This is a genomic window from Zhongshania sp. (assembly GCF_041623545.1).
In the GTDB taxonomy this organism is placed as follows: domain Bacteria; phylum Pseudomonadota; class Gammaproteobacteria; order Pseudomonadales; family Spongiibacteraceae; genus Spongiibacter.
Map to the genome: position 1 here is coordinate 1 of NZ_JBFJWS010000352.1, position 3,115 is coordinate 3,115.

The window sequence follows — 3,115 nt, forward strand, 5'->3', positions numbered from 1 at the left end:
GCTTATGGGAATGGCGGTAATAAGCGCTGTTAATACATTTCCGTTTATATCCACTATCCCTATATCTGTGGTGAGGCGGCTTACGGAGATTCGGGTCTGAAAGTGCGGCTTGTTCAGGTAAAAAGAAGGAGATATTTAAATGCAAATGACTTTTTCGTGAATCTGGTGGATATGCCCACTGTGTGGGCTAAGTCAGAGGGTGAGAACGGAATTTGCGAAGCGAAAAATCGTGAGACTGGCGAAATCAAATGGACGGCTACACCGGTTGACCTGATCGTTGGTTCAAACTCCGAACTCCGTGCGGTGGCCGAGTATTACGCAACAGACGAAGCAAAGCAGATATTTTTGGATGACTTTGTTGCGGCGTGGGTCAAAGTGATGACACTTGACCGTTTTGATTTGTAAATATTATTTTGGAAGGTAAAGCGGCGACTTAAATTGAGTCGCCGCTTTACCTTCATGGTGTGATTAGGGCTGAACTGTGTAATAACAAAAGCTAATACCCGTTTTAATAATGTGGGGTGTTCGTTTTACATTGGCTACGGTCGTGGGCGTCGAGTATTTTTTCGCATTCTTGTAGACGCCATTCTCTAGCCTGATCGTAGCTCGACATGCCGCAGGCGCTGAGGGTAAAAAAGAAAGTGAATGTCAGTAGAGAATAAAACAATCGCATAAGTTGACTCGTTAATGTGGGGGTGATGATTCGCTTATCGTGGACCGGCTGCTGCGGGAGATCGCTCACCCAGTGTGGTTAAATCAATGGCTCAGCATACTGCCTAACATAGCCAAAGCAAAACCGAAGACTGCCGCTAGTGGTGGTCCGCGATGTTTGCGCAAGGGTACTTGCGGAGCAATGTCCTGAAAAATTAAATATAGGATTCCGCCACTGGCGATAAGCAGAATAGCGCCTAATACTTGTGGTAAATCGCCGAGAAAATAATATCCGGTGACGCCGAACGCTGGTCCCAGTGGCACGAGTGCAAGCATGACCAAGAGTACTTTCTTGGCGGGATAGCTTGCGCTGCGAAGTTCTTGGTAGGCGTTAAAGCCCTCGGGGAAATTTTGTAAGCCGATGAGTACGGCAAGCAAAAGCGTAGCGTCGGCGCCTGCCGCAGCAAGGCCGCCCAAGGCGAGGGATTCGGGTAGAAAATCCAGCAACATGCCGGTAAATTGCGGCGCGCTGTGACGGTGAATATCTAGGTAGCGCTCCAGGCCATAAAACAGCAGACCGCCGGCCAGCAGCAACAGTGTCGCCCACGGCGCATATCCTAAGTATTGTAGCGCTTCGGGCACCAGTACCATGGCGACTGCACCCAGTAGAATGCCTGCGCCAAGGGCGATTACTGCGTGCCGGAACTCTTGTTCTAGCCATTGCTGCCGTATATGGGTGTGGCTAGCAATGTAACCACCTAGGGGTATACAGGCGCCGGCCCCCGCAGTGAACAATACGATTTCAGCTATCCCAGCCATGAATAAACGCTACTTTGGATTTAGCGGTTTAGTTTGCGCCAAGTTTAGTGCTTGTCATTGGGAATATCGCAGTTGGCGCGATTGGCCCACAGGGAGGCTAATATCGCGCTGCGGGTGATTAGGCCGATGAGCTTGCCGTCTTCAGTAACGGGATAGGATTTAGGCTTTAGTTTGCCCATTTGTTGCGCCAAATCAATAATTGATGAATCGGCGTCTACGGCCAACACTTCTTTACTCATGACGTCGTCTACGATGGGCGCGCCTTCACAGTGGTAGCTGCTGACTAAGACTGAGTGAATACAGTCTTGCTCTGAGACAAAGCCAACCAATTCCCTTTGATCATTGATTACGGGTAGGCCAAACACCCCAAACTTTAATAGGGTTTCTACCACGTCGCCAAGGTCGGTGCCCTGTTTTACGGAGGGCGATGGGGATTTCATCACGTCTCTAACGAGCATTGAGGTCGTCATACATCACTCCTTTAGTGAAATGAACGGTACATTGCCGATTTTACGTTCGCCTAAGGCTATAGCTTACGCCTATTTTTCGCGGTGTATATGGCGCTGAGCAGTGGCCGCCTAGAACTAAAGTTTAGCAGTTGAGCGGGGGCTATTGGAGCGGCAATCAGTCGCTGGTTAACACACCATCGCGATAATCCCGCATGGCCTGCTCAATCTCCTCGTTGCTGTTCATCACAAAGGGCCCGTATTGCACCACGGGTTCGCCTATCGGTTGGGCTGCCAGCAACAGCAAACGACAATCGCCACTGGCGGTAATGGTCAGTGTATCGCCTTGGCTGAGCAATGCACTGCAGGTGCTGGTTATGATTTGCTCGCCTATTTCCGCCTGGCCTTCATACACGTAAATAAAGGCGTTGTGCGCCTTGGGCAAGGTAATGTGGCTGCTCTGCCCTGCTTTCAACCTCAGGTCGATATAGATCGGGTCCGTGCTCAGGTTTTGACCATCTAGACCATTGATATATCCGCACACAGTAACACCATCGAGCTGGCATTGGCCGGCGATTAAGATGGCTTCGCCCCCGTCGCCAAGTGAATGATGTGGGATTTTGCTTGCAGGAATATCCTCGTAATTGGCCGGGCGCATTTTTTCGGCAGCAGGTAGATTTATCCACAATTGGAAGCCCCGCATACGTCCTGCTTCTTGTTGGGGCATTTCGGAGTGTATGACCCCTCGCCCCGCGGTCATCCACTGTACGCCGCCATCTCTGAGGTGACCCTTATTGCCGAGGTGATCTTCGTGCAGCATATGACCGTCGAGCATATAGGTCACGGTCTCAAAGCCGCGATGCGGGTGCGAGGGAAAACCGGCTAGGTAGTCAGCGGGCTCATCGGAAAAGAACTCATCCAGCATCAAAAACGGATCGTGACGCGCGCCGTTTGACTGACCAAGGCTACGTTTCAGCTTAACGCCAGCGCCGTCGGATGTCGCTTGGGCCTGAATGCGCCGTGTCACAGTGCGATGAGTCATTATACTGCTCCTTTTCTGGTGAAATGCGGATGAAATAATGGGAGTTACGCGGCCTTTTGACGAATTAGATCCTGCGCTGCAGCCAGCGCTTTGTCGGCAACGTCGCCGCCCATATTGAGACCTTCCGCGTAGATAAATTCAACGTCCTGAATTCCCA

Annotated in this window: 4 protein-coding genes; 1 reads left to right on the forward strand and 3 read right to left on the reverse strand. The window is 51.0% G+C overall.

Annotation, left to right across the window (positions count from 1 at the left end; genetic code table 11):
* Window positions 1–156 precede the first annotated feature (156 nt).
* Window positions 157–405, forward strand: coding sequence for a hypothetical protein (locus ABYT30_RS17695; protein WP_373097811.1), 249 nt, complete (start codon window positions 157–159; stop codon window positions 403–405).
* Between the two features lie 351 nt (window positions 406–756).
* On the opposite strand, the gene ABYT30_RS17700 is transcribed toward ABYT30_RS17695, so the two are convergent.
* The 3 genes from ABYT30_RS17700 to ABYT30_RS17710 form a co-directional block, all read right to left on the reverse strand.
* Entirely contained in the window at window positions 757–1,470 is a 714-nt protein-coding gene (locus ABYT30_RS17700; protein WP_373097813.1) for a ZIP family metal transporter, read from the reverse strand.
* Window positions 1,471–1,514: 44 nt separating this feature from the next.
* Window positions 1,515–1,940 (reverse strand): CBS domain-containing protein, encoded by a 426-nt coding sequence (locus ABYT30_RS17705; protein WP_373083345.1) that lies wholly within the window; start codon window positions 1,938–1,940, stop codon window positions 1,515–1,517.
* Window positions 1,941–2,094: 154 nt separating this feature from the next.
* Window positions 2,095–2,958, reverse strand: a complete 864-nt coding sequence (locus ABYT30_RS17710; RefSeq protein ID WP_373097815.1) for a pirin family protein — start codon at window positions 2,956–2,958, stop codon at window positions 2,095–2,097.
* Window positions 2,959–3,115: the final 157 nt, after the last annotated feature.

Coding starts and splice junctions, on each gene's coding strand:
- ABYT30_RS17700 (WP_373097813.1), bottom strand. CDS start 1,470: ATGGCTGGGATAGCTGAAATCGTATTGTTCACTGCGGGGGCCGGCGCC.
- ABYT30_RS17705 (WP_373083345.1), bottom strand. CDS start 1,940: ATGACGACCTCAATGCTCGTTAGAGACGTGATGAAATCCCCATCGCCC.
- ABYT30_RS17710 (WP_373097815.1), bottom strand. CDS start 2,958: ATGACTCATCGCACTGTGACACGGCGCATTCAGGCCCAAGCGACATCC.